This is a genomic window from Mesorhizobium sp. M0618 (genome assembly GCF_040320765.1).
In the GTDB taxonomy this organism is placed as follows: domain Bacteria; phylum Pseudomonadota; class Alphaproteobacteria; order Rhizobiales; family Rhizobiaceae; genus Mesorhizobium.
Genome location: NZ_JAMYQH010000023.1, coordinates 26,126 through 51,119, shown reverse-complemented (window position 1 = coordinate 51,119; position 24,994 = coordinate 26,126). Strand labels below are relative to the sequence as shown.

Here is a 24,994-nt window from a genome sequence, read left to right as displayed (position 1 = left end):
GTTTTCCCGCCTCACCCCCACAGCGAAAAAGGCTCGCATCGCTCGCCCTTTTCAGCGGCGAACATACCCATCGATCATCTGTCTTCAATGACGATTTCTCGAATAATGCCAATTCCTTGAACAGATTAATACTGTGTTGCACAAATAACACTTGCGAATCCGACGAGTGGCACAACTGGCACAATGTCATTTATTAAATATATATACCGATACTTTCGCGGCTAAATACAATTCTGACGTGCTATATTTCCAAAATGACCGTATAATGCGGAATATCTACCTGATTTACGCCGAAATCGCCTGAATCTTGCCGCCCCCTTTATCGTCAGATGCCGCCGATCCGCCAAACCCACTTTGATACCGAGGCGAAAAGCGGGATGACGCCTCCAAGCCTGTCTGCCTCTTCCAAAGCGATCGAAACCCCCTGGAGCGCTGTCGCGTCGCTGATTGTGACAGCAGTCAACCGTTGAAGGCGATTCCTTCGCGACGCCTCTCAGTCGACCTTGGCGACGCAGGCGACGTGGTCGCCCGCCTCGATCAGGCGGATCGGCACTCCATAAGTCCGGGAAAGCGTCGTTTCGGTCAGAATGTCCCTGGTCGCGCCATGCGAGGATGATTCGGCCACAGGATCAGGATCTGGTGGGCGAGAGCGGCTTGAACGTTTGGCGCCTCACGCCCCGTGCGCGTGATCGGCAAGCACTTCATCGATCACAGGACGGGATCTTTCAACCTCGACAGGGTTGACGTCGATCTGCCCGGCAACCGTGATCAGCGCCTTCCAAAGCGTCCAGCCACGACCGCGCGCCCACATCGCCCCGTCGGCCGGAAGGCCGGCACGAAACGCCTCCCGGCTTTTGCCTTCCAACAGCGTCCACGCAATCGCCAGATCGCAGGCGGGATCGCCGACGCCGGAGGTTCCGAAGTCGATCACCGCGCTCAACCGGCCTTGCCTGACCAGCAGGTTTCCCCAACTGACGTCACCGTGGAACCAGACCGGTGCACCGTGCCATTGTGCGGCAAGTGCTGCCTCCCACACCGCACTGGCGGCGTCCGTATCGATCTTGCCGTCGAGGGCGGCAATCGCTTGCCGGGCCTCGCCATCGTAGACGCTGAGTGCTCCGCCGCGAAAGAAATTGTGCTGTCCCGGCGCCGGTCCGCCGGTGGCATCGATACGCTGAAGGGTGACCAGGAACGCGGCCAGATCGGTCGCAAATTGCGGCAGGCTGGCAATCCGCTCGCGCTCTGCCGTCTCGCCTTCGATCCAGCGGTAGACGGACCAGTGCCACGGGTAGTCTTCGGCCGCAACTCCCATCGCCAGCGGCACCGGAATCGGCAGCGGCAACAGAGGCGCCAGTCTCGGCAGCCAACGATGCTCCTTTTCCACCTGCAGGGAATAGGCCCCGGCACTCGGCAGCCGCACGGTCATCTCGTCACCGAGATGAAAGGGCCTGTTGTCCCAGCCGCCTGATGCAACCGGCCTGATCGCAAAATCCTTCCACTTGGGAAATTGCGTGGCGATCAATCGGCTGACAAGTGCTATGTCGATATTCGGCTTGCTGACCATCGAGCCTAGCGCGGAAACTCGAGCCCCATCTCGCGATAGCGCTCGGGGTCGTCGCCCCAGTTCTCGCGCACCTTGACGAACAGGAACAGATGCACCTTCTGTTCGAGAATGCCTGCTATCTCCATCCGCGCCGCCTGGCCGATGGCGCGGATGGTCTCGCCCTTGTGGCCGAGAACGATCTTCTTCTGGCTGTCCCGCTCGACATAGATGGTCTGGTCGATGCGCACCGAGCCGTCCGGCTTCTCTTCCCATTTCTCGGTCTCGATATGCGAGGAATAGGGCAGTTCCTGATGCAGCCTGAGATAAAGTTTTTCGCGGGTGATCTCGGCCGCGAGCTGGCGCATCGGCAGGTCCGAGATCTGGTCTTCCGGATAGTACCAGGGACCGACCGGCAGAGCCTCGGCCAGGTAATCGAGCACGTCCTTGCAGCCGGAACCAGTCAGCGCCGAAACCATGAAGGTGCGCTTGAACGGCACCCTTTCGTTCGCTGCCGCCGACAGAGCCAGCAGCGCTTCGTGCTTGACGCGGTCGACCTTGTTGAGGATCAGCACCATCGGCTGGCGCACATCCTTCAGCCGTTCGAGGATGGCGTCGGCGTCGCCCCTGATGCCGCGCTCGGCGTCGATCAAAAGCAGCACGATATCGGCGTCCTTGGCCCCGCCCCAGGCGGTGGTCACCATCGCCGTGTCGAGCCTCCGCTTCGGCTTGAAGATGCCGGGCGTGTCGACGAAAACGATCTGCGCATTGTCATGCGTGGCGATGCCGCGCACGATGGCGCGGGTCGTCTGCACCTTGTGGGTGACGATCGACACCTTGGCGCCGACCAATTGGTTGACCAGCGTCGACTTGCCCGCATTGGGCGCGCCGATCAGGGCAACGAAACCGGAATGCGTGGGGGCAGCTTCCGTTGCCGGTTCTTCGGTGGCGGTCATGCCGCACTCCCTTCACTTGAGCGCGCGCGCTCCGATTTTTGGGCCGACGTGGTGGCCCAGACGCCTTCGCGCAAAAGAAATGCCGAAGCCGCCGCTTCTTCGGCAACCCTGCGGGAGCCGCCAGTACCGCTTATCGGCGCAAAGCCGCGGACCTGCAAGGACACGGTGAAGACGGGCTGGTGGTCCGGGCCTTCGCGTTTCTCGATCACATATTCGGGACGCGCATCGCTGGCCTTGGCAATCCATTCCTGCAGATCGGATTTCGGATTGAGCGGTTTTGCGATCACCGTATGCGAGCGCGGTTCCCAGTAGCGCAGGACGAACCGCCGCGCGGCCTCGATGCCACCGTCGACGTAAACCGCCGCGATCAGGGCTTCTACCGCATCCGCCAGATAGTTTCCGCCCGAGCCACGCGACCGCATCTTCAAGGCAGAATCGGCGCGGACCAGATCTTCGAGCTGCATTTCGATGCCGATTTCCGAGCATGTCCGCGCATCGACCAGCGCATTGAAGCGCGGCGCGATTTCACCTTCCGGCGCATCGGGAAATTTCTCGAAAAGCATATCGGCGACGACAAGCCCGAGCACGCGGTCGCCAAGAAATTCAAGACGTTGGTTGTTGGTGGCCGCCTTGACCGCGCTGGAATGCGTCAGGGCGGTCTCGAGCAAACGGACATCCTTGAAGACGTGGCCGGTCTTGGCCTTCACCAAACCGGCCAGAGTTTCGCCTGTCGGACGCTTCAAAGCCATCAATTGACGAAGTGGAACAGGCGCGAAGCGCGCATCAGCGACGGCCATTTCCAGATTTCGAGAGGGCTCGCCTTGCCGGCGATCGAGAAGAAAACAAGATTGGCGCGGCCAACCAGATTTTCCGCGGGAACGTAGCCGACGGTGAAACGGCTGTCGGCGGAATTGTCCCGGTTGTCGCCCATCATGAAATAGTGGCCGGGCGGCACGTCGAATTCGCGGGTGTTGTCGCCGATCGAGTTCGAATTCAGGTCGAGCGTGTCGTAGCTGACGCCGTTGGGCAAGGTCTCACGATACACATCGATCGGTCGCGATTCTTCGGTGATGTCGGGATTGTCGATCTGGCCTGTTTTCACGCGGGGCACGCCGACGCCGTTGATGAACAGCTGGCCCTCCTTGACCTGGATCTTGTCACCCGGCAGGCCGACAACGCGCTTGATGTAGTCGACGGACGGATCAGGCGGGAACTTGAAAACCGCTACGTCGCCGCGCTTCGGCTCGGAGCCCCAGATGCGGCCTGAAAAAATATCGGGTCCGAAAGGCAGCGAGTAGCGCGAATAGCCATAGGACCATTTGGTGACGAACAGATAGTCGCCTTCCAAAAGCGTCGGCCGCATCGATCCCGACGGGATCGAAAAAGGCTGGAACAGCAGCGTGCGGATGACCAGGGCGAGCAAAAGCGCCTGGACGATGACGCTGACGGTCTCGCCAAGCCCGCCGGATTTCTTCTCGGATTTTTCAGCCACGCTCATGTCGTCCTCGATTGTGCGTTGGATGGTATAGAGTCTCGGCGCGCGCTGGGCAACGTCAATGCCGGTCGTCAGAGGCAATCAATGTGGCGCTTCTTCGACGGGCAGCGCCTCGATGATCACAAAGGCTTGAGCGAGCGGGAAATCATCCGTGATGGTGAGGTGGATTGCCGCGCGATGGTCTTTTGGCAGGATTTTGTCCAGCCTGGCCTGCGCTCCTCCGGTCAGCGCCATGGTCGGCGCGCCACTGGGCAGGTTGACGACACCCATGTCGCGCCAGAACACGCCCTGCGCCAGACCGGTGCCCAGCGCCTTGGCGCAGGCCTCCTTGGCAGCGAAACGCTTGGCATAGGAGGCAGCACGCGCCTGCCGGTTTTCGGAGCGGGCCTGTTCGATCTCGGTGTAGATTCTCTGGATGAAGCGCTGGCCGTGACGCTCCAGCGACTTTTCGATGCGTCTGATGTCGATCAGGTCGCTGCCGATGCCGATGATCATCGCGCAGTGGAACCGATGCTTGCGCCTGGATGGGACGATTGCGCATGCCGGCTTGCACGCTCGGCCAGACGCTTGCGCCGCTGTTCGCGGAAAGCGTTCATGCCCCAGCGCGTGATGGCGTAGAACAGCAGCCCGAAGGCGAGCCCGAGCGGAACCGCGCCGATCAGCATCGGTTCGAGGACCGGTTTCCACAATTGCGCGAAGGAGAGATTATGCAGCATCTCGCCCAGATGTGCCGGCGGCCCATGCGTCGGCAGGCGGTCATGCAGGATGAGCTTGCCCGTTTCCCACGACGCGCCCCATAGCAACGGGAAGGTCAGCGGGTTGCCGAAAAAAACCGCGCCGAGAGCGGCCGCCACCAGATTGCCGGCGATCACCCAGCACAGGAGGGCAGCGATGATGAAATGGAAACCGACGGGAAAGAATGAAGCGAAGACACCGGCCGCAACACCGGCCGCAACCGCATGCGGTGTGGCCTTCAGCCGCAGGATGCGCTTGGAAAAATACTGAAGCGAGCGCGAAAACGAGCGGCGCGGCCAAAGGTAGGTACGCACCCGCTCATAAAGGCCATCAGGCTTGCGGCGTCGAAAAAGCACTCTGTTCCCGTTCCACAGCGCCCGCAACGGCACCTTCAGCCGGGCGTGGCAGCCACATCTTGCGCTTGACGATCACCCTATGGCAATCGCCACCTTATATAACGACGCGCTGGCGCAAGAACAACCAAACACCTTCTGTGCGCCGCGCTTGTCGCCGCCCTTCGGGGCGGCAGGTCTTGCTTCGAACATTGGATAATCGCGGCGAATTTAGGGAACCGGCAGTCGCATCGCCGAAAGGCGCTTCGTCGCCGGCGGCTACCGCAGGTATTCGCTGACCTCGACCAGATTGCCGTCTGGGTCACGGAAATAGACCGACATCATAGGACCTCTAGCCCCGACACGTTCGACCGGGCCGAGTTCCACCGCCACACCATTGGCCGCGAGCCGGGCACGGACCTCATCCAGTGGCCGGTCGGTGATCAGGCAGAAATCACCTGATCCTGATGTCAGCGACTTCGCCTTGGGCTCGAAGGTGCGGCCGACCTCATGCACATTGATCTTATGGGTACCGAAAGCCAGCGCCGTCGGCCGATCCGCCGCGTCGATGCGCTCAAAACCCAGCACGCGCTGGTAAAACTCACAGGTCACTTCCAGCGAAGCGACCGTCAGCACGAAATGATCGATGCCGGCGATCATTTCCAATCTGTCTCACGCATGTCGCTTTCCCCAAAACCGCCGCACATTGTTGGGCGAAAAAAATGCCCCGTCAGATGTTGCGGCTGCCGGGCTTGATCGCCGGGATGGCGGCAAGCTCCGGCGGCAGCCGGTCGGCCGGATAGGCCGGGACCTCATACTCGGCAAGCGCGATGAGCGGCACACCGACATCGGTCTTGCCAGCCGAACGATCAATGATGCAGGCTGCGGCCACCACCTCGGCGCCAAGATCGCGCAGGCACTCGATGGTCTCACGGATCGACAGGCCAGTGGTGACGATGTCCTCGACGATGACGACACGCGAGCCCCTGGCGATCTCGAAGCGGCGCAAGCGGAACTCGCCCCCTTCCCGCTCGACCCAGATCGCCGGCACGCGGAGATGACGCGAGGTCTCGTAGGCTGGGATCAGCCCTCCGATCGCCGGGCCGACGACATAATCAATCTTGCCTGGCACGCCAGCGCGTATCTTCTCGGCCAACGCCTTGCACAGAAGCTCGGTCTTGTCGGCATGCATGAACACGCGCGCCTTCTGCAGGAAGACCGGACTGCGCAGGCCCGAGGTCAAAATGAAATGCCCTTCCAGAACAGCACCCGCCTCGCGGAAAATGCCCAGCACTTCATCGGTGTTCATGTCTGCCTCTTTTTGATTGACCATGACTTTGTCCGAAACCGGAGCATGGTCTAGCCATTGACGCGTCTTGCGTCGCTGACGCTCGAATTGTCCTTGAGCTGCGACAGCAGCCGGTTGAGGTGCTTGAGATCCCAGACTTCGAGATCGATCAGCATTTCGGTGAAGTCGGGAGCAGTGCGCACCATCGACAGTGTATGGATGTTGGCGTCGTTCGAGGCAACCACCTGCGCTATATCGGCGAGTGACCCCGGCGCGTTGATGGCGGTGACCGATACGCGCGCCGGAAAGCGTTCCTTGGTGCGCTCGTCGATGTCCCAGCGCACGTCGATCCAGCGTTCGGGCTGATCGTCGAACGCCTGCAGCGCCGGCGACTGGATCGGATAGATGGTGATGCCGGTGCCCGGCTGGACGATGCCGACGATGCGATCGCCAGGCACCGCCCCTTCCGGCGCGAAGCGCACCGGCAGATCGCCGCGCACGCCGCGGATCGGCACGGCGCCATCGCGTGGCTGGTCCTTGTCCTTGCGCGCGGCACGACCCGGAATCTGGAACAGCATGCCGGCGGCATTGCGGATCTTCGACCAGCCCTCCTCGCGCGGCTTGGGGACGGCCGTGGTGACGCGCTCATCCTTGTAGTCGGGGAATACCGCCTTCATGACGTCGGTGGAGGCGAGCTCGCCGCGCCCGACGGAGGCCAGCACATCCTCGATGTCCTTGCGCGCCAGCCTGTGCAGCACCTGCTTCAGGCTCTCCTTGGTGAAGGTCTTGCCGGCACGCTCGAAGGCGCGTTCCAGGATGCGGATGCCGAGACCCGAATATTGCTTGCGGATGGCATTCTTGGTGGCACGGCGGATGGCCGAGCGCGCCTTGCCGGTGACGACGACCGATTCCCACGCCGCCGGCGGAACCTGTGCCTTGGAGCGGATGATCTCGACCTCATCGCCGTTCTTCAGCTCCGTCATCAGCGGCATGATGCGGCCGTTGACCTTGGCACCGACGCAGGTGTCACCGACATCGGTGTGCACCGCGTAGGCGAAGTCGATCGGTGTCGCGCCGCGCGGCAGCGCAATCAACATGCCTTTCGGGGTGAAGCAGAACACCTGGTCCTGAAACAGTTCTAGCTTGGTATTTTCGAGGAAATCCTCGGGATTGTCGCCTTCGGCAAGCTGCTCAATGGTGCGCCGCAGCCAGGCATAGGCGTTGGTTTCCTTCGAAATCGCGTGGGCGGCGCCATTCGTCTTGCCGCCGGTGTCCTTGTAGATCGAATGGGCAGCGACGCCGTATTCGGCGATCTTGTTCATCTCTCGGGTGCGGATCTGCAGTTCGACACGCTGGCGCGACGGGCCGACGATGGTGGTGTGGATCGACCGATAATCGTTCTGCTTCGGCGTCGAGATGTAATCCTTGAAGCGGCCCGGCACCATCGACCACGCGGTGTGGATGGCGCCAAGCGCGCGATAGCAATCCTCGACCGTGTCGACGACGACGCGGAAGCCGAAGATGTCGGACAGCTGCTCGAAGGACAGCGCCTTGGCCTCCATCTTGCGGAACACCGACCACGGCTTCTTCTGCCGGCTCTTCACGCCGGCGTTGATCGCATGCTTCTCGAACAGCGTGGACAGCGCTTTTTCGATGTCCGTCAGCACGCCCTTGTTGCGCTCGAAGATTTCGGCAAGCCGTGCGGTGACGGCGCGATAGGCTTCCGGATTGATGAAGCGGAAGGCGATCTCCTCCAGTTCCTCGCGCATGCCTTGCATGCCCATGCGCCCGGCCAGCGGCGCGTAGATATCCATCGTCTCCTCGGCGATGCGCAGGCGCTTGGCCTCCGGCATATGGTCGAGGGTGCGCATATTGTGCAAACGGTCGGCGAGCTTGACCAGCAGCACGCGGACATCTTCCGAAATCGCCAGCAGAAGCTTTCTCAGGTTTTCCGCCTGCTCGGCCTTCTTCGAGACGAGATCGAGCTTCTTCAGCTTGGTCAGGCCCTCGACCAGCTTGCCCATTTCGGGGCCGAACAGATCGTCGATCTCGGCCCGTGTGGCGGTCGTGTCCTCGATCGTGTCGTGCAGCAGGGCGACCGCGATCGTCGCCTCGTCCATATGCATCTCGGTGAGGATGGCGGCGACTTCGAGCGGGTGCGAGAAATACGGGTCGCCGGAAGCGCGCTTCTGGTGGCCATGCTTCTGCATGGCATAGACATAGGCCTTGTTGAGCAACGCCTCGTTGACGTCAGGCTTGTAGCGCTGGACGCGCTCGACAAGCTCATACTGACGCATCATGGGCGGGATCTCGCAGCGGTGAAATGAATCATGCGCCGCACGGCTGTACGGCGCATGTCATAGATAGCCACGAAACTGCCGATGCGGAAGTGCGGAAGATTGTTCCAGCGACCTTCGCAACCGTGGCTGGCTTAGTAGTCGTCGCTCTTTTCCGGCGGCACCAGGCCCTCGATGCCGGCCAGGAGGTCTTCCTCGGTCATCCGGTCGAAGGTGACGTTCTCCTCGGTGTCATCGGCGTCGGTGGCCGCAACGGCGGCGCCGGTCTGATCGGCAATCGCCTCGCCGTCGGCTTCGGGCTCGTCGACCTCGACATGCTTCTGCAGCGAATGGATCAGATCTTCCTTGAGGTCGTCGGGCGAAAGCGTCTCATCGGCGATCTCGCGCAGCGCCACGACCGGGTTCTTGTCGTTGTCACGCGGCACGGTGATCGGCGCGCCCTGGCTGATCTGGCGGGCGCGGTGGCCGGCCAAGAGCACCAGCTCGAAGCGGTTGTCGACCTTGTCGATGCAATCTTCAACGGTTACGCGGGCCATGGATTGCCCCTTTCATGCGATGGATTTGATGGAAAACAGGCGCGGTCCATAACCCGAACGCCGCCAAAATACAAGCATCATGGCAATGGCCGGGCTGCATGGCGCCCAAACCTTGGTTCAAACACCCGATTTGGCAAAACCTGTCTGTGGTTATGTGTTCGGTGTCCCGATCACAATTGCTTGCAGTACAGCACGCACCCTTGGATTGCCGCGAAACTGGCGCTATCTCGGATGGCATGGAGGTCAGCCGGTTTATTATGAGCCTGACCGAACGCTATCGCATTTCGTTTAGACGGCCGTTTATTTCGAGAAGGAATATTTTCCATGTTCGACCCTCGTGAAAAAATCGCCCTATTCATCGACGGCGCCAATCTTTACGCGACGTCGCGTGCACTCGGCTTCGACATCGACTATCGCAAGCTCCTGTCGAGCTTTCAGAAGCGCGGCTATCTGTTGCGCGCCTATTATTACACGGCGCTGGTCGAGGATCAGGAATACTCCTCGATCCGTCCGTTGATCGACTGGCTCGACTATAATGGCTTCAAGGTGGTCACCAAGCCGGCCAAGGAGTTCACCGACTCGACCGGTCGCCGCAAGATCAAGGGCAATATGGACATCGAGCTTGCGGTCGATGCGCTGCAGCTCGCCGATGTCGTCGACCACTACGTCATCTTTTCCGGCGACGGCGACTTCCGCACGCTGGTCGAGGCGTTGCAGCGGCGTGGCCGCAAGGTGTCGATCGTCTCGACCATGGCCTCGCAGCCGCCGATGATCTCCGACGACCTGCGCCGCCAGGCCGACCATTTCATCGACCTGATGACATTGAAGAACGAGGTCGGCCGTGATCCCTCCGAGCGGTCGGTGCGGCGGCCCGAGCCGGCCGAAGTCGACGAGGACGATTACTGAGGCCAGTCGCCTTGACCGCCCTTTCCGCCTCCGAACCCGGCCGCGATTGCCCGCTCTGCCCGCGGCTGCATGACTTCATCGCCGAATGGCGGCAGCGCGAGCCGTCCTGGTTCAATGCGCCGGTGCCGACTTTTTTGCCTCCCGAAGGTGACGCGACGGTCCAACTGCTGATCGTCGGGCTGGCGCCCGGCCTTCGCGGTGCAAACCGAACGGGCCGCCCGTTCACCGGCGACTATGCCGGCGACCTGCTCTACTCGACGCTGATTTCGCACGGTTTTGCACGCGGCGAATTCAAGGCCAGACCCGACGACGGATTGGAGCTTGTCGGCACCGCGATCACCAACGCGGTGCGCTGCGTGCCGCCGGAGAACAAGCCGGTGGGCGCAGAGATTGCCACCTGTCGGACATTCCTGGTGCCGACGATCGCGCGGTTCCCCAATTTGCGCGCCGTGCTGGCACTGGGATCGATCGCGCACCAGTCGACCGTGCGGGCACTGGGTGGGCGCGTCGCCGCCTACCCGTTCAAGCATGGCGGGCAGCTGCCGGCCGGTGGCGTCACGCTGTTTTCGAGCTATCACTGCTCACGCTACAACACCAATACCGGCGTGCTGACCGAGGCAATGTTCGTCAGCGTTTTCAGCCAGATAGCAGCGTTCTTGGGCAAGTAGGCACGATAAGCAATCAGCTTCTCCCCTTGACAATAGTCAACCATGGTTTACAGTTACCATGATGCAGGTTTCGAAACCGATACATTCAAACGCTGGCTCGAAGACCTCCGCGACGCGCAAGCAAAAGCCCGCATTGTTCGGCGCATCGACCGACTGACTGTAGGCAATCCGGGAGACGTCAAGCCCGTTGGCGAGGGCATAAGCGAAATGCGGATCGACGATGGTCCTGGCTATCGCATCTATTTCCTCCAAGCAGGCAACTTGTGCGTGCTGCTCCTTTGCGGTGGCGACAAAGGAACGCAAAGCAGAGACATCGCAGCCGCAAAAAAACTCGCCAAGGAATGGAAGGACAAGGCAATATGGCAATGAAAGTCACAGCCTTTGACGGGGCCGAATATCTCGACACTCCAGAGGCAATCGAAGCATATCTGGCAGCGACGTGCGAAGATGGCACCGCAGCGGAGATTGCTCATGCGCTTGGCGTCATTGCGCGTGCGCAGAACATGACGAGACTTGCCGAGAAAGCCGGTATGACGCGACAGGCTCTCTACAAGGCCCTGAGCGGCGAAGGGAATCCCGAATTCGCAACGATCATGAAAGTGGCCGAGGCGCTTGGTCTGAAACTGACCTTCGTGAGCGCGCAGGCAGGACGGAACGCTGCGTAACACGGATCAGCGCGCCGACATTTGGTTCTCTATCTCGCCAGCGGAATTCGTCTGATCAAGGTGCAGCGAACAGCTCGGCCAATTTCTTCGGCCCACCCTGCAGCACATTCAGGTCGACATCGCCGTTGATGCCGTCGACGCGACCCCTGTTGTGGTACTGCCAGTAGACCCAGTCGTCGCGATCCGGCTCCAGGAGCAATGAGCGGAGCCAGAGCGGACGGGCAGCAATGCGCCCTGCATACGCTTCCGCTGCGTCGTCGGTCAGATAGACCACCGCCGGCTTGCCGAACGCCGCCTCGACTGGAGCGAGGAACGCGGCCAGTTCGGCGTTCAATTGTTCGGGCGTCGGCCGCTGCGGGCAGTTGCCGCCGAATTCGATATCGACCACGGGCGGCAGCAGGGGCTGATCGTGCGGCACCACCGAGATGAAATTCTTCGCCTGGTCCGCACCCGGCCGGCAAAAGGTGAAAAAGTGATAGGCGCCGACGGCGAGACCGGCGGCCCGGGCCTCTTCCAAATTCCGTGCGAAAGCATCATCGACATGATCGCCGCCTTCGGTCGCCTTGATGACGGCAAAGGCGACATCGTCGGCGGCTACGCGCCGCCAATCGATCTGGCCCTGATGATGGGAGACGTCGATGCCCCTGACCGGATATTTATCGCGATCCGGCGAGAATGTGCGGAAGTAGAGATAGCCGCCTGCCGTGATGAGGCACACCGAGACCAGGCTCGCTAGACCGAAAAGAACAATCCGGTTCGTCAAGCGAATGGCCCCAGCCTACCCACGCTCTTTTAAGAGCCGGCCCTTCTCGCGCGACCAGTCGCGCTGCTTCTCGGATTCGCGCTTGTCGTGCAGTTTCTTGCCGCGGCCGACGGCGAGCAACAGCTTGGCGCGACCCTGGTCGTTGAAATAGATTTTCAGCGGCACCAGCGTCATGCCTTCGCGGTCGACACTCTGCGACAGTTTCGCCATCTCGCGCTTGTTGAGCAGCAGCTTGCGGCGCCGGCGCGGCTCATGGTTGAAGCGGTTGGCCTGCAGATATTCCGGCAGATAAGAGTTGATCAGCCAGATCTCGCCGCCTTCGACCGAGGCATAGCTGTCCTGGATGTTGGCTTGGCCCTGGCGCAGCGACTTGACCTCGGTGCCGGTCAGCACCAGACCGGCCTCGACCGTGTCGAGCACCTCATAGGAAAACCGCGCCTTGCGGTTTTCCGAAACGGTCTTGTTGTTGGGATCGGCTTTTCTGACTTGATTCATGATGCGGAGAGGTGGCGCCTCATCCCTAATTAATCAAGCCGGCGTGCTTCATCGCCGCATCGATCTTGTCGGCGGTCGACTGTTCGACCGTCATTAGCGGCGAACGCAGCACATTTTCGACCTTGCCCAGCTTCGACAGCGCATATTTCGCCCCGGAAACGCCAGGTTCGATAAAGATCGCCTTGTGCAGCGGCAGCAGACGATCTTGCAATTCCAGTGCCTTGGCGCTGTCGCCGGACAGCGTCGCCTCCTGAAATTCCGCGCACAGCCGCGGCGCGACATTCGAGGTCACCGAGATGCAGCCGACGCCGCCATGCGCGTTGAATCCAAGCGCCGAAGCATCCTCGCCCGAAAGCTGGATAAAATCCATGCCGCACGTGGCGCGCTGCTCGGAGACCCGTTCGACCTTGCCGGTGGCATCCTTGACGCCGACAATGTTCTTGAAGTCGTGCGCAAGCCGCCCCATCGTCTCCGGCATCATGTCGATCACCGAGCGCGGCGGGATGTTGTAGATGATGATCGGCAGCTTGGTCGCCCTGGCGACCGCCGCGAAGTGCTCGTACAGGCCGCGTTGTGTCGGCCTGTTGTAATAGGGCGTGACAACGAGTGCAGCATCCGCACCGGCCTTCTCGGCATACTGCACGAGGCCGACCGCTTCCTCGGTGTTGTTGGAGCCGGCGCCGGCGACGACCGGAACGCGGCCCTTGGCCACCTCGATACACACCTTGACGACCTGGCGGTGCTCGTCATGCGACAGCGTCGGCGACTCGCCGGTGGTGCCGACCGGCACCAGGCCCGTCGTGCCCTCCGCGAGTTGCCATTCGACGAACGCGCGAAAGGCTTTCTCGTCGAAACGCCCGCTCTTTTCGAACGGCGTCACGAGCGCAGTAAGCGAGCCTCTCAGCATATCGTCCAACTCCTTGGGACTTGTTTGTTCATGCATGCCGTTGCCCCAAAACTGGTGTCCACTTTTGGGCGACATGCATCTTTAGTTCATGCATGCCGTTGCCCCAAAACCGGTGTCCACTTTTGGGCGACATGCATCGGTGTTTATCGTGCGCGCCTTCTAGCCGAAAGCGAAGCGGCGCACCATAGTCTCGACATGGTTGCGCGGCAAGCATTGCCATGGTGCCAGCAAACGCAATTCGAACGGCCTCGCTAACTCTTTGTTTACGAGCTCTTCACGACCTAAGTTTAGGCTTCGAGGCATCTTCGCCTGCTTGTGGAATGCCAGACAAGGAAAGACTTAAGAATCATGCCGGGCGGTCGGCCTCACATTCTCGCGCTGCTTGGCGCCACGCTCGCGCTGATGCCGGGCATGGCGATCAGTGGTAGCGTGGACGTACGGGTCACCTCAGCCATTCCGATGCCAGGCGCGGCAATTGCGCTGCCTGACCTGCAGGGCAGGACCCCACAGCCGCCCTTGCCCGACGTCGCCCCCTTGAAAAGCGGGCTGGATGCGTTGGCGGCGGGCGATAGTCCCCGCGCTCGTGGTGTGCGCGATGGCCTTCCCGCTCAGTCGCTCGACCAGCATATCCTTGCCTGGGCGATTGCGCTTTATGGCGGCGACAAGATTCCGAGCGGCGATATCACTGCTGCGGCCAAGATGCTGCCCAATTGGCCGGGCACCGTCGTCCTACGCAAAAACAGCGAACGCGCACTCTATCGCGAAAATCCCGCCCCCGACATCGTTATCAGGGCGTTCGATGGCAGCCAGCCGCAGACGTTCGAAGGCGTGATGGTTCTTGCCCGCGCCTATGTGGCGTCAGGCAATATCAAGGCGGCACGTTCGGTGCTGTCGCCCTTCTGGCGCACCGCGATCCTGGAGGCCAGGGACGAGGCGGCGCTGATCAAGGAATTCGGCAGCTTGATCCCGGCCACCGACCACCGCTTTCGTATGGAGCGCATGTTCTATGCCGACCGCGCGAATTCCGCCTTGCGCGTCGCCGGCCTGGCCGGTGGCCAGCAGCTCGCCGAGGCCTGGGTGGCGGCCGACAAAGGCGACAAGAACGCCGCCAAACTGCTGAAGGCCGTGCCGGCGGCGCAGCGTTCGGCCGGCTACTTCTTCGCGCAGGCCGAATATCTGCGCAAGCAAGAGAATTTTGCCGGGGCCGCCGCCATTGTGATGCAGGCGCCGACCGATCGCGACGCTCTCGTCGATCCGGATGCCTGGTGGGTCGAGCGCCGGGTGCTGTCGCGCGAACTGGTCGACCAGGGCGATATGAAGACAGCCTACCGGATCGTCGCGACGCACGCCGCCGAAAGTGCCGCCAATGCGGCAGACGCCGAATTCCACGCCGGCTGGTATGCGCTGCGCGGCCTCAACGACCCAAGAACCGCGGCAACGCATTTCGCCCGCATTGCCGACCTCGCCCAGGGGCCGATGACGCTGTCGCGCGCCTATTACTGGCTCGGCCGTGCCGCGGAAGTCGGCGGCCCGGGCAATGCCAAGGACTATTTTGCGCGCGCCGCTGCCTATGGCACGACATTCTACGGCCAGCTTGCCGCCGAACGCGTGGGCCGGCAGGCGCTGAACATCGTCTATCCCTCGCCAACTGCAGCCGACCGGCAGAATTTTGCCGGCCGCGAGGCCGTCAGCGCCATCAAGCGGCTGCAGGAGGCGGGCTACGACCGCTATGCCGAGACGCTCTATCGCGACCTTGCCGGGCAGTTGACCAGTCCGGGAGAACTGGCGCTGCTGGCTGTCCTTGCGGAAAAGCAAGGGAACCATTTCATGGCGCTGAAAGTCGGCAAGATCGCCGGGGCGCGCGGCATCGATGTCGGCGCATTGTCGCATCCGCTCGGCGTCATTCCCGATTCGGCCGACATTTCCGGCTCGGGCAAGGCGCTGGCCTATGCGATCGCCCGCCAGGAAAGCGAATTCAACATCGGCGCCGTATCGAGCGCCGGCGCGCGCGGGCTGCTGCAGCTGATGCCGGGAACCGCAAGGCAACTGGCGAAGAAGGCCGGGCTGCAGTTTTCGCAAACACGGCTGACCACTGATGCCGGCTATAACGCGACGCTTGGTTCGGCCTTCCTCGGCGAACAGCTCGACCGCTTCAACGGCTCCTACGTGCTGACCTTCGCCGGCTACAATGCCGGCCCCAACCGCGCCAGCCAGTGGGTGGCCAGATATGGCGACCCGCGCGGCAAGGACATCGACGCGGTCGTCGACTGGATCGAGCGGATTCCCTACACGGAAACAAGAAGTTACGTGCAGCGCGTGATGGAGAATTACGAAGTCTACAAGATGCGTATTTCGGGTAAATACGACATTGTCGGGGATCTGGTGAACGGGCGGGGTTGAGGCTTTCTGTCCTTCTCCCCTTGTGGGAGAAGGCAAAAGAGCCTTTCATTTGACCATCCCTGCCCTCGCCTGTAGCTGTCCAGATCGGTACAGCGAGATCGAACATTCCGATGGCAAGCGAGCAAAGTTTCTCCGACTTCTTCTTCAGCGCACCCGATGGGCTTCGCCTTCATGCGCGCATCTATGGTGAGGCCAATACCGGATCCTGGCCGGTTGTCTGCCTGCCTGGCCTGACCCGCAATGCCAGGGATTTTCACGAGCTGGCGCTCTATCTGTCGACGGATGCGGCAACTCCGCGAAAGGTCATCGCCTTCGACTACCGTGGGCGCGGGCAGTCAGCCTATGATCCCGACGTCAAAAATTACAATGTCGGCGTGGAGGCCGGCGACCTCCTGGCCGGGCTGACGGCGCTGAACATCGGAGAAGCGGCCTTCATCGGCACCTCGCGCGGCGGGCTGATCATCCATGTGCTCGGGATGATGCGGCCATCCGTCCTGAAAGCCATTGTTTTCAACGACATCGGACCGGTGATCGAGACGGCCGGACTTGCTCATATCCAGTCTTATCTCGAGCGCGACCCGGCACCGAAAACCCGCACACAGGCGGCCGCCGCCCAGCGCAGCGTGCATGGCGAAGACTTCCCCGCCCTTGCCGGCCCCGATTGGGATCGGATGGCATGGGCTCTCTACCGCGAAACGGATGGTGAGCTGGTGCCGGATTTCGATCCGAAGTTGGTGGATACCGTGGCGAGCCTCGATCTGACGCAGAAGCTGCCTGATCTATGGCCTCAATTCGAGGCGTTGGCCGCCATCCCGTTGCTCGCCATACGTGGTGCCAATTCGAGATTGCTGTCCATGGACACGCTCAAGCAGATGAGAGAGCGCCATTCCATGATGAAGACGATCACTGTCGAGGGCCAGGGCCATGCGCCATTCCTCGATACCGGCAGCCTGCCGAGCGACATAGCCGCTTTTCTCGACCAAGCCGAGCGGAAGAATATCCCCACGTAAATCCCATGACCAAACAAGGTCACGGGATAGCTACAATACTATAAGCAGAATTCTTCAGCCTACTTGGCTTTTGAATTTTTCCGAGCCGCTTTCGGCGACTCCTTTGCGTCGGCGGCTGCCTCGTCCCTCTTTTTCCGCCCTGCCGTCGGCGACGAAGGCGTCGTCACGGGCGAAGAAAACATGGAGCCTTCAGCGCGATTGCCGCCCGGCTGAGTCGATCGAGGCGTTTCCAGCACGATGACACAGCCATCGAGATCGTTGGTGGCCAGATGCGCGTAGCGCATGGTCATCGACAACGTCTGATGGCCGAGCCACATCTGCACGCGCCGGATGTCGATGCCGCCCTGGACAAGACGCGAGGCGCAGGTATGGCGCAGTATGTGCGGCACCACCTGATCGTCGGCGCCGAGGCCGACTTCGGCCTTCGCGTCGTTCCAGATGGCACGAAACTGTGCCTGGCTGAGCTTGGTGAACGGTCCTTTGGGCCGGCGACCCTCAGTGGGAGGCAGCTTGATGACTTCCTTGACTCGCTCGGTCATTGGAATGGTGCGGCTGCGGCCGGATTTGGTGATCCAGAAACTGACGCGATGCTCCTGGATATCGTTCCAGATCAGCCCAAGCGCCTCGCCGAGACGGCATCCGGTGTCGACCAGGAAAACGGACAGTCTGTAGGCATCCTCGCTGCGGCTCTTGATGGCGGCGAACAGCCGCGCCTCTTCGTCCCTTTCGAGGAAGCGAATCCGACCCGCCCGCTCCTTCTGGCGGCGGAACTCGGGCAGGCTGTGGATATCTCCCATCTTGTGAGCCTTGCGCAGCAGTTTGCTCAGGGCAGCCATCTTTCGATTGATGGTTGCGTTGCTGTTGCCGCGCTGGCGCAAGGTGCCGATAAGGTTGTCCAGGGTACTTTGGTCAAAGGCGCTGAAACGCTCCCCAAGGAGAATCTCGTCTATTTCGCCGATGAACGAGCTGACATTATACTTATGCCGCCCATCATCCCATAATATGTCCCGATACGCTGAAAAAAGATCTCCGACCCGATGCGACTTTACTTCTCTAATCTTGTTGTAGGTATATCGAATCTTCGGACTTTGAGAAGAAAACATCGAAAAATGATCGGAGGACTCGCCCTCTTGAATCGCTTCGTTCGTCATCATTTGCCACACCCCCGAGTGGGATAGGTCAGCCCTACCCGCTTGGAAGCGTCCTTTCAAGAGATTTTAATCACGCAGTTGTGATTTCATCCGCCCATCAGCAGATCCCACGAAATCACCCCACGGATTTATTCAGCTACCGTTACCCCCATCCTTCCGTTTGCCTTGATCCAGTCACGAAACAAAACAGCCCGGGCGTTGTGCGCCCGGGCTGGATTTTATTTGTAAGGAACCAGCCCTTAGAACGAGCGCTGGAAGCGGAGCATGCCGCCAATGTTGCTCTTCTTGTCGGCATTGGTCCAGTTGGAGAAGTCGGCCTCATCGAAATTGCCTGCGTTGAGGTAGTCAACTTCGGCCGTCACGGTGAAGCCCGGGACAACGTCATAGGCGATATTCGCAGCGATGCCGAGATTCTTCCAGTCATCATACGAAATCTGGGCGTTGAACGAGGTCTTCTCGTTGAACTTGTAGGTGCCACCGCCCCAAACTGCCCAGTTGCCGCCCCACTGCTTGTAGAAGCCGCGACCGCCAGCCGCAAGGGTATAGGTCGGGTCGTTGAGGTTGTCGTCGGTACCATAGCCACCAATGATGAACAACGACAACTCATTGGAAACGTTCACATCCAAGCGAACTTTGCCAGCGACTTCTTCGTAGTTGCTGTCATACGCAACGACACCGGTGATCGCGCCCCAGCCCTGTGTCCACTTCACACCACCGACGACGTGCGGAACGTAGCTGTCGATCGTGCCCTTGCCGTAGAAGCCATCTGTGCCGCCGCCCGCGCCTTCTTCGAGCGAGAGAACGGCGGAGAAGCCGTTGCCCGCGTCGAAGTAGTACTGGACGACGTTGGTGTCGAAATCGCCGTAGGGAACCAGCGTATCCTGGATGACGTTGCCGGCGTAGCCGATGAACGTGTTGAAGGCCGATTCGTCCTTACCGACGCGCAGGCCACCGAGCTGAATCCAGGCGAAGTTCAGCGAGACGCCCGAGTTGCCAGCAGTATTGTCAGTGTCGGTGGCATTGGTGGCATAGTCGTTGCGGTTGCCGAAATTCCAGCGGGTCTCGGTGTAGGTCTTCAAGGTACCGAGCTCGGTCTCCTGGCCGGTCCAGGTCTTCAGCGTGAAGCGGGCCTTCTTGCGCCAGGTATCGTTCTCGGAGCCATCCTGCACGTCGAGGGTCCTCGCACCATCGAACGAGCCGACATCGCCACCGCTGATGTCGTAACGCACATAGCCGCCGATGCGCAGGCAGGTTTCGGTGCCGGGGATGTAGAAGTAGCCAGCGCCATAGACGTCGCAAATCTTGACGTATTCAGCGGGTTCCGGCTCGGCGACGACGACGGCGTCGGCGGCGCGCGCACCGGAAACTGCGATCAGGGCCGCAGCGGAGCCGAGGAGAAGGCTCTTGATGTTCATTTTCTGACCTCCAGTCAAAAGTTAAAAAACGGGTCTGGGTATTCTTTGCTGAAGGACAGCGTTCCCTGCCCCATCCCCACTACCGAAAAAGATGCGCACCGCGCCGCTCCTTCGAAATCGACATTACCCATGAGCCGGCGGCGTTCAACCACGATCGTACCGGCGAAAGGGCTGTTCGGATGCTATCCCCTGGCGTTGTTGCACAAATGACACGATTTGGCCTCACTCGGAAAGCTCTCGTTAACCATCTGCCCCTCCGCAACCCTTTGTTTGCGGGCGAATCCGGCGACCGCCCGACGGAATCAAGGCCAACCCCCGAGTCGCTAGCCAGGAAACTGCCGCAGAACCGCCGCATCCGTGGAAAGCCGCGGTTCGCTGCGTTGTTATTTTTCCACATAATGACTTCTTTTCCGAGATAATGGCTGGGGCTTGTTGATTGTGCCGGCGCTTTTCTTTATCCACCGGCGCAACGGAGAGGTGGCCGAGTGGTCGAAGGCGCTCCCCTGCTAAGGGAGTAGAGGTCAAAAGCTTCTCGTGGGTTCGAATCCCATCCTCTCCGCCATCCTGCTTCGCTCTTCGAGCTTCGCAGGACAAGTCCAGACCTCTGCGCGAAGCAGGATGCCCTCCGAAGCCTCGGCGAAGGAGGGCCTAAAACCTTAGCAAAAACAAGGTTTTCTGCTTGCACTGTGCGCTTCGCAGGACAAGTCCAGACCTCTGTGCGATCCCAGCAAAAGCAGGGGTTGGCGGGCCGCCTTCCCCGAGCCAGGATACTCGCTTGGTTAAGGGGGTGGCTCGTGTGGTACGTATACCTGCTGGAAAGCAAGGCTACGGAAGGTGAGCGCTACATCGGCGTGACTTCAGACCTGAAGCGCCGACTTGCCGAACATAACGCCGGAAAATCCAGCCATACATCCAAGTTCATGCCATGGCGGATCGTCACCTATATCGCCTTCTCGAATCGAGCCAAGGCGACCTCGTTCGAACGTTATCTCAAATCCGGCTCCGGACACGCTTTCGCCAGCAAACGTCTTTGGTGATTGTTCGCGCGACGGCGGAAAATCCAGTATATTTTCGAAAAACCCTGGAGCCTCAATCACTTAACGCATAAAAGCGGTTTGCCGGTTCCGCTGTTTCGTTCGATTCTGACTGGAGGTCAGAAAATGAACATCAAGAGCCTTCTCCTCGGCTCCGCTGCGGCCCTGATCGCAGTTTCCGGTGCGCGCGCCGCCGACGCCGTCGTCGTCGCCGAGCCGGAACCCGCTGAATACGTCAAGATCTGCGACGTCTACGGCGCTGGCTACTTCTACATCCCCGGCACCGAAACCTGCCTGCGCATCGGCGGCTATGTCCGTTATGACATCGGCGCCGGCGACGTCGGCTCGTTCGATGGTGCTCGCAGCAACGACGTGCAGGACGGCAAGAACCAGGGAGCCTGGTACAAGAACACCCGCTTCACGCTCAAAACCTGGACCGGCCAGGAGACCGAGCTCGGTACCTTGAAGACCTACACCGAGACCCGCTTCAATTTCGGCAACAGCAACGGTGATCCCGACTTTGGCCCGAACGATGCGCACAACAAGGACGTATCGCTGAACTTCGCCTGGATCCAACTCGGCGGTCTGCGCGTCGGTAAAGACGAATCGGCCTTCGATACGTTCATCGGCTACGCCGGCAACGTCATCCAGGATACGCTGGTTCCCTACGGCGACTTCGACACCAACGTCGTCCAGTACTATTTCGACGCAGGCAATGGTTTCTCGGCCGTGCTCTCGCTCGAAGAAGGCTCGGGCGCTGGCTCTGTCGACGATCTCGGCAACGGCAAGTATGGCGTTGGCACGATCGACAGCTATGTTCCCCATGTCGTCGGCGGCGTGAAGTGGACCCAGGGCTGGGGCGCGATCACCGGTGTCGTTGCGTATGACAGCAACTACGAAGAAGTCGCTGGCAAGGTTCGCTTGGATGTGAACGTTTCCAACGAGTTGTCGTTGTTCATCATTGGTGGCTATGGCACCGACGATAACCTCAACGACCCGACCTACGATCAGCCCGCGGGCGGTCGAGGCTTCTACAAGCAGTGGGGCGGCAACTGGGCAGTTTGGGGCGGTGGCACCTACAAGTTCAACGAGAAGACCTCGTTCAACCTTCAGGCGTCTGCTGATGACTGGAAGAACGTCGGCGTCGCAGCGAACGTTGCCTATGACATCGTCCCCGGCTTCACCGTCACGGCCGAAGTTGACTATCTTCACGCCGGCAAGTTCGATGAGGGCAGCACGGATAACGTCGCCTGGACTCCGGCCGACAAGAAGAACAGCGTCGGCGGCCTGCTCCGCTTCCAGCGCTCGTTCTAATACATTTCGACTTGTCGAAATCGAAACCTGGCGGGCAACCGCCGGGTTTTTTCAGGACGTTGTACGACCATCGGATGCGGTGCTGATTCGGTATTAACAGCGAAAGTCTCGGACGCATTGCATGCACCCGCAAAGCTCGTCGGCAAATTACGGATTGGACTATTTGTCCGCTAGATCGCCCAACGCATCAATCAGCGTCTGAATTTCGTTTTCATAATTCTTCCAGCGCTTGACGGACGATTTGTAGATCGGTTGGCGAACCTGCCAGCGGCTGGGCGTGTTGACCGAACCATCCCTGTCGAAAAAACGCAGGCAGGCGTCATCCCAGGGCAGCCCAAGGTACTCTATGAGGCGGCGTGACTGCGCCTCCTGATCCTCGACCAGCGTTTCGTAGCGGTTTTCGAAAATCCTGCCTGGAAAAATCTTATCCCAATGCCGCATCAGGCGGTCATATTCGCGATAATAGAGGCCCAGTGTTCTCAGATCGCTATTGTAGCTGTGTCCCTCGCTGAAGTTCTGGACAAAACAAGACACGCAATTGTCGATGGCGTCACGGCGGCAATGAATGATGCGCGCGCCAGGAAAAAGAAGACCAATAAGTCCGATCAGCTCAAAATTATGCGGCGTCTTGTCCACCACCCGAAGTGCGGCAGGCGCTCGTTCCGTCAGATAGGACAGATGCTCTTCGGCCAGTGTTCTGGACATATCCGCCGTGATCGACATGATCGGCCGGCTCAGATCTCCAGCCGATGACGTTTTGAGGCCAATCGCATTTGCAACCCGCCTAAGTTTGCTGAGTTCCCCTGCCCCATGAACATCGGGATGGCTGCCGCAGATCTGTTCCGTGAGCGTTGTCCCCGAGCGCGGCATGCCAACCACGAACACCGGCGCGTCCGAAGAGTTTCCATACCCTGCCCTGGCGACCAACATATCCGACGTGAAGGTCTCAATCATCGAATCGACCCAGCGACGGTACAGTTCGATGTGGAACTTGTAGCCGGAAGCCTTTTTCGCCTCATTGAAATGATCGAAAGCTTCTTCATAGCGCTTGAGGTCATTCAGCACCTTGCCGGCAGCGAAATGAAGCTTCTGAGCGCCATCTGAATCAAGCTTGGGATTGCGGAGTTCAAGAAGGATGGATTGGAGTTCCACCGGCTCTTCGGTGAACTTCTGTGTCTGTACAAGATCGTTGTAAGCAGCGGGAACCGCGATGCGACGCTTGATTGTTTCCTTCAAGTGGGCGGAGGCGCTGTCCATGCGCCCCAGGCTGGTTAGCGCGCTGGCCAGTCCGACCAGCACCTTAGGGTGATGGCGGTTGATCTTCAGCGCCTTCTCGTAGACCGGCAAAGCCATGTCGGGTTTGCCAAATTCATTGTAAGCGCGCCCCAATGCGCAAAGCGCATCGACCAGATCCGGCTTCAGTTGCAGCGCGTGCAGCATATGCTTGATTGCCGACGAATATTCCCCGACCTTCACATAGGCCTCGCCCAGGCTGAGGTGGTAGTAAGGGTTTTTCGGTTCCTCCCCGACGGCTCTGGCGAAATATCGCAAAGCCGCCTCATCGTCGTAGCCGAGGCAAATGGTCCCCAGGATATATAGAGCGAGCGGATGATTTGGCGTGCGCGACAGAACTCGAAGGCACAGGTCTTGAGCCTCGTTGAGCCGTTTTGCCTGCTGGAAAGTGTATGCCTGTTGCAGTAACGCTTCATCGACCTGCGCATGTGAAGGTGAATTTGCCACCGGCAAATTGGCTTGCGGCAATTTGAGTTTCGGCGCGGGACCGGGCTTGATGTGCTTGGACCAGGCAGGCGGCAGACGATTGTTCATTGCGTGTCGCTAGCAAAAACGGCCGAAAGAATCCAGCATTACTGATCTGCCCAGCGGCAACTTGCACCGACCCATCCGGCGCGCTAGCAAGAAGGCCCTTTCAAGCGAGCTTCCGCCATGCACCAGCGCCCTCCCCTCATGCCGCTCATCGCAGCGCTTCCCTCGACGGTGCCGTTTGTCGGCCCCGAAGCGCAGGAGCGCGAGCGTGGCCGCGCTTTTCGCGCCCGCATCGGCGCCAATGAGAGCAGCTTTGGTCCCTCGCCGCGCGTCACCGCCCGGATGGCCGAGATCGCCGGCGACATGTGGATGTATTGCGATCCCGACAATCACGATCTGAAGGTGGCGGTCGCCGCGCATCACGGCGTGAAGGCCGAGAACGTCGTTGTCGGCGAAGGCATAGATGGCCTGCTCAGCCTGGTGGCACGCATGTATGTCGCGCCTGGTGACGCGGTGGTTACCTCGCTCGGCGCTTATCCGACCTTCAACTTCCACATTGCCGGTGTCGGCGGGCGGCTGGTGACAGTCCCTTACGAGAACGACAAAGAAAGCCTGGATGGCCTGCTGGCGGCGGTGCGCAAGGACAAGGCCCCGCTGGTCTATCTCTCCAACCCCGACAATCCAATGGGCAGCTGGTGGGAGGCGAGCGAGATCATCCGCTTCATCGAGGCGCTGCCGGAAACCACCATGCTGGTGCTCGACGAGGCCTATGGCGAACTCGGGCCGGCCTCGGCGATGCCGCCGATCGATATCTCCAGGCCAAACGTCATCCGCATGCGCACCTTCTCGAAGGCTTACGGGCTGGCGGGCATACGTTGCGGCTATGCGATCGCCGAGGCCCAGGTGATCCGCGACTTCGAGAAGATCCGCAACCATTATGGCGTCAGCCGCATGGCGCAGATCGCCGGCGTCGAGGCGCTCGCCGATCAGGACTATCTGCAAAGCGTGGTCACGCGGGTCGCGGCCGGCCGCCGACGCATCGCCGGCATTGCCGAAGCGAACGGGTTGAAGCCACTGGCATCGGCGACCAATTTCGTCACCATCGATTGCTGCGGCGATGGCGCTTTCGCGCTGAAAGTTCTGCAAGGTCTGCTGTCACGCGACGTCTTCATCCGCAAGCCTATGGTGCCACGGCTCGACCGCTGCATCCGCGTCAGCGTCGGCCTCGATCACGAGCTCGATATTCTTGCCGAGGAGTTGCCTGGCGCGCTGGCAACGGCGCGGGGGAACTAGAATCGCGTCTGCAAGCAGCCCAGCAGCAAA

At 60.6% G+C, this 24,994-nt stretch carries 26 protein-coding genes and 1 tRNA gene; 10 read left to right on the top strand and 17 right to left on the bottom strand.

Annotated elements, in window-relative coordinates:
• Positions 1-493: 493 nt before the first annotated feature.
• From NKJ04_RS22870 to rpoZ, 11 genes are all read right to left on the bottom strand, one after another.
• Complete coding sequence (locus NKJ04_RS22870) at positions 494-625, bottom strand: hypothetical protein (RefSeq protein ID WP_352677448.1); 132 nt, start codon at positions 623-625, stop codon at positions 494-496.
• Between the two features lie 45 nt (positions 626-670).
• Positions 671-1,564, bottom strand: a complete 894-nt coding sequence (locus NKJ04_RS22865) for an aminoglycoside phosphotransferase family protein (protein ID WP_352677447.1) — start codon at positions 1,562-1,564, stop codon at positions 671-673.
• Between the two features lie 5 nt (positions 1,565-1,569).
• Positions 1,570-2,496: a GTPase Era gene (gene era, locus NKJ04_RS22860; RefSeq protein WP_128303038.1), complete on the bottom strand. Its 927-nt coding sequence runs from the start codon at positions 2,494-2,496 to the stop codon at positions 1,570-1,572.
• Positions 2,493-3,245 carry a ribonuclease III gene (gene rnc, locus NKJ04_RS22855; protein ID WP_128303083.1) on the bottom strand — a complete coding sequence of 251 codons (753 nt, stop codon included), beginning with the start codon at positions 3,243-3,245 and terminating at the stop codon, positions 2,493-2,495. The genes era and rnc overlap by 4 nt, the downstream gene beginning before the upstream one ends.
• Positions 3,245-3,994 (bottom strand): signal peptidase I, encoded by a 750-nt coding sequence (gene lepB, locus NKJ04_RS22850; protein ID WP_352677446.1) that lies wholly within the window; start codon positions 3,992-3,994, stop codon positions 3,245-3,247. The genes rnc and lepB overlap by 1 nt, the downstream gene beginning before the upstream one ends.
• A 78-nt stretch (positions 3,995-4,072) precedes the next feature.
• A complete protein-coding gene (acpS, locus tag NKJ04_RS22845; RefSeq protein WP_128303037.1) occupies positions 4,073-4,486 on the bottom strand; it encodes a holo-ACP synthase in 414 nt (137 codons plus the stop codon).
• The gene (locus NKJ04_RS22840; protein ID WP_128303036.1) at positions 4,483-5,082 is read right to left on the bottom strand and encodes a DUF2062 domain-containing protein; all 600 of its coding nucleotides are present in this window, start codon (positions 5,080-5,082) and stop codon (positions 4,483-4,485) included. The genes acpS and NKJ04_RS22840 overlap by 4 nt, the downstream gene beginning before the upstream one ends.
• Before the next feature lie 255 nt (positions 5,083-5,337).
• Positions 5,338-5,718, bottom strand: coding sequence for a VOC family protein (locus tag NKJ04_RS22835; protein ID WP_352677480.1), 381 nt, complete (start codon positions 5,716-5,718; stop codon positions 5,338-5,340).
• Between the two features lie 70 nt (positions 5,719-5,788).
• A complete protein-coding gene (pyrE, locus tag NKJ04_RS22830) occupies positions 5,789-6,367 on the bottom strand; it encodes an orotate phosphoribosyltransferase (protein WP_127267157.1) in 579 nt (192 codons plus the stop codon).
• A 50-nt stretch (positions 6,368-6,417) separates the two neighbouring features.
• The gene (locus NKJ04_RS22825; RefSeq protein WP_023812864.1) at positions 6,418-8,646 is read right to left on the bottom strand and encodes a RelA/SpoT family protein; all 2,229 of its coding nucleotides are present in this window, start codon (positions 8,644-8,646) and stop codon (positions 6,418-6,420) included.
• Positions 8,647-8,777: 131 nt separating this feature from the next.
• Positions 8,778-9,179: a DNA-directed RNA polymerase subunit omega gene (gene rpoZ / locus NKJ04_RS22820; RefSeq protein ID WP_023812863.1), complete on the bottom strand. Its 402-nt coding sequence runs from the start codon at positions 9,177-9,179 to the stop codon at positions 8,778-8,780.
• Between the two features lie 324 nt (positions 9,180-9,503).
• Between rpoZ and NKJ04_RS22815 the strand changes: the two genes are divergently transcribed.
• The 4 genes from NKJ04_RS22815 to NKJ04_RS22800 are packed head-to-tail and all read left to right on the top strand — an operon-like array spanning position 9,504 to position 11,418.
• Positions 9,504-10,085: a LabA-like NYN domain-containing protein gene (locus NKJ04_RS22815; RefSeq protein WP_023812862.1), complete on the top strand. Its 582-nt coding sequence runs from the start codon at positions 9,504-9,506 to the stop codon at positions 10,083-10,085.
• 11 nt (positions 10,086-10,096) lie between these two features.
• On the top strand, positions 10,097-10,753 hold the full coding sequence (locus NKJ04_RS22810) for a uracil-DNA glycosylase (RefSeq protein ID WP_128303033.1): 657 nt from the start codon (positions 10,097-10,099) through the stop codon (positions 10,751-10,753).
• A 42-nt stretch (positions 10,754-10,795) separates the two neighbouring features.
• Positions 10,796-11,122: a type II toxin-antitoxin system RelE/ParE family toxin gene (locus tag NKJ04_RS22805; protein WP_352441272.1), complete on the top strand. Its 327-nt coding sequence runs from the start codon at positions 10,796-10,798 to the stop codon at positions 11,120-11,122.
• Positions 11,113-11,418: an addiction module antidote protein gene (locus NKJ04_RS22800; protein ID WP_023812859.1), complete on the top strand. Its 306-nt coding sequence runs from the start codon at positions 11,113-11,115 to the stop codon at positions 11,416-11,418. The genes NKJ04_RS22805 and NKJ04_RS22800 overlap by 10 nt, the downstream gene beginning before the upstream one ends.
• 55 nt (positions 11,419-11,473) lie before the next feature.
• Here the strand turns inward: NKJ04_RS22800 and NKJ04_RS22795 are convergent, their stop codons facing one another.
• Genes NKJ04_RS22795 through dapA form a run of 3 tightly spaced genes read right to left on the bottom strand, consistent with a single transcriptional unit; the run spans position 11,474 to position 13,583 of the window.
• Positions 11,474-12,181 (bottom strand): glycoside hydrolase family 25 protein, encoded by a 708-nt coding sequence (locus NKJ04_RS22795; RefSeq protein WP_352677445.1) that lies wholly within the window; start codon positions 12,179-12,181, stop codon positions 11,474-11,476.
• A 15-nt stretch (positions 12,182-12,196) separates the two neighbouring features.
• Positions 12,197-12,676, bottom strand: a complete 480-nt coding sequence (gene smpB / locus NKJ04_RS22790) for an SsrA-binding protein SmpB (RefSeq protein WP_013532594.1) — start codon at positions 12,674-12,676, stop codon at positions 12,197-12,199.
• Between the two features lie 25 nt (positions 12,677-12,701).
• Positions 12,702-13,583 (bottom strand): 4-hydroxy-tetrahydrodipicolinate synthase, encoded by an 882-nt coding sequence (dapA, locus tag NKJ04_RS22785; protein ID WP_352441273.1) that lies wholly within the window; start codon positions 13,581-13,583, stop codon positions 12,702-12,704.
• 348 nt (positions 13,584-13,931) lie between these two features.
• Here dapA and NKJ04_RS22780 point away from each other — a divergent pair, with 348 nt between their 5' ends.
• Together NKJ04_RS22780 and NKJ04_RS22775 are read left to right on the top strand one after the other, a co-directional pair.
• Positions 13,932-15,983 (top strand): lytic transglycosylase domain-containing protein, encoded by a 2,052-nt coding sequence (locus NKJ04_RS22780; RefSeq protein ID WP_352677444.1) that lies wholly within the window; start codon positions 13,932-13,934, stop codon positions 15,981-15,983.
• 110 nt (positions 15,984-16,093) lie between these two features.
• Entirely contained in the window at positions 16,094-16,993 is a 900-nt protein-coding gene (locus tag NKJ04_RS22775; protein ID WP_352677443.1) for an alpha/beta fold hydrolase, read from the top strand.
• Between the two features lie 59 nt (positions 16,994-17,052).
• Here NKJ04_RS22775 and NKJ04_RS22770 read toward each other — a convergent pair whose 3' ends face one another.
• Together NKJ04_RS22770 and NKJ04_RS22765 are read right to left on the bottom strand one after the other, a co-directional pair.
• Positions 17,053-18,147 (bottom strand): tyrosine-type recombinase/integrase, encoded by a 1,095-nt coding sequence (locus tag NKJ04_RS22770; RefSeq protein ID WP_352677442.1) that lies wholly within the window; start codon positions 18,145-18,147, stop codon positions 17,053-17,055.
• A gap of 236 nt (positions 18,148-18,383) precedes the next feature.
• The gene (locus NKJ04_RS22765) at positions 18,384-19,559 is read right to left on the bottom strand and encodes a porin (protein WP_352550625.1); all 1,176 of its coding nucleotides are present in this window, start codon (positions 19,557-19,559) and stop codon (positions 18,384-18,386) included.
• A gap of 471 nt (positions 19,560-20,030) precedes the next feature.
• Between NKJ04_RS22765 and NKJ04_RS22760 the strand changes: the two genes are divergently transcribed.
• The 3 genes from NKJ04_RS22760 to NKJ04_RS22750 all read left to right on the top strand — a co-directional run bounded on the left by NKJ04_RS22760 (position 20,031) and on the right by NKJ04_RS22750 (position 21,907).
• Positions 20,031-20,121: transfer RNA gene (locus NKJ04_RS22760), tRNA-Ser, on the top strand.
• Positions 20,122-20,353: 232 nt separating this feature from the next.
• Positions 20,354-20,596, top strand: coding sequence for a GIY-YIG nuclease family protein (locus NKJ04_RS22755; protein WP_023812851.1), 243 nt, complete (start codon positions 20,354-20,356; stop codon positions 20,594-20,596).
• A 123-nt stretch (positions 20,597-20,719) separates the two neighbouring features.
• Positions 20,720-21,907 carry a porin gene (locus NKJ04_RS22750; RefSeq protein WP_023812850.1) on the top strand — a complete coding sequence of 396 codons (1,188 nt, stop codon included), beginning with the start codon at positions 20,720-20,722 and terminating at the stop codon, positions 21,905-21,907.
• A gap of 159 nt (positions 21,908-22,066) precedes the next feature.
• Here NKJ04_RS22750 and NKJ04_RS22745 read toward each other — a convergent pair whose 3' ends face one another.
• The gene (locus tag NKJ04_RS22745; RefSeq protein WP_352677441.1) at positions 22,067-23,734 is read right to left on the bottom strand and encodes a tetratricopeptide repeat-containing sulfotransferase family protein; all 1,668 of its coding nucleotides are present in this window, start codon (positions 23,732-23,734) and stop codon (positions 22,067-22,069) included.
• Positions 23,735-23,851: 117 nt separating this feature from the next.
• On the opposite strand from NKJ04_RS22745, the gene NKJ04_RS22740 reads away from it, so the two are divergent.
• Positions 23,852-24,964 carry a pyridoxal phosphate-dependent aminotransferase gene (locus tag NKJ04_RS22740; RefSeq protein WP_352677440.1) on the top strand — a complete coding sequence of 371 codons (1,113 nt, stop codon included), beginning with the start codon at positions 23,852-23,854 and terminating at the stop codon, positions 24,962-24,964.
• Positions 24,965-24,994: the final 30 nt, after the last annotated feature.